The organism is Photorhabdus sp. RW14-46 (genome assembly GCF_963887965.1).
Taxonomy (GTDB): domain Bacteria; phylum Pseudomonadota; class Gammaproteobacteria; order Enterobacterales; family Enterobacteriaceae; genus Photorhabdus; species Photorhabdus laumondii.
Window position 1 is genome coordinate 1 of the sequence record NZ_CAWPHH010000116.1, and the last position, 696, is coordinate 696.

The window sequence follows — 696 nt, forward strand, 5'->3', positions numbered from 1 at the left end:
ATCAGGCCCGCCAGATGTGGATGGTGGTGGCCGAGATAGCGCGGGCCGGACGGGGAAGAACCGGACGCCGCGCTCATCGCTCCGCTTCACCGCAGCGTTGTTGCCGGCTGACTGCGCTACGGTTTGGATTGTTGTTAGCCTTTGGCGGGGTTTCGCTCACCACACAGGCGGCGATTGTGGCCGACGGACAGGCACCGGGGCGTCAGCAGCCGACTATTATTCGCAGCGCCAACGGCACGCCGCAGGTCAATATCCAGACGCCGGGCGCCGATGGCGTTTCCCACAATACCTACCGTCAGTTTGACGTGGATAAACAGGGAGTTATCCTCAATAACAGCCATCAGGCTACGCAGACGCAACTCGGCGGCATGGTAGCGGGCAATCCGTGGTTAGCCAAAGGGGACGCCAGCGTTATTCTTAACGAAGTCAACAGTCGTGACCCCAGTCAACTCAATGGCTGGATTGAAGTCGCCGGCCATAAAGCCGAGGTGATTATTGCCAACCCGGCGGGTATCACCTGTAACGGTTGCGGGTTCATTAACTCACATCGCACCACGCTCACTACCGGACAAGCCCTGATGGAGCGAGGCCGGCTGAAAGGGTTTGATGTCAATCAGGGGGAAGTGCGGATTGACGGGCACGGCATGGACAGCACACAGCAAAGTTACACCGATATTATCGCCCGTTCCGTGGCGA

At 59.1% G+C, this 696-nt stretch carries 1 protein-coding gene; it reads left to right on the forward strand.

All coding sequences use genetic code 11. The features are described from left to right. Positions 1-14 precede the first annotated feature (14 nt). A partial coding sequence (locus tag AACQ38_RS23800) for a filamentous hemagglutinin N-terminal domain-containing protein (RefSeq protein WP_445260646.1) occupies positions 15-696 on the forward strand: 682 nt, incomplete at its 3' end.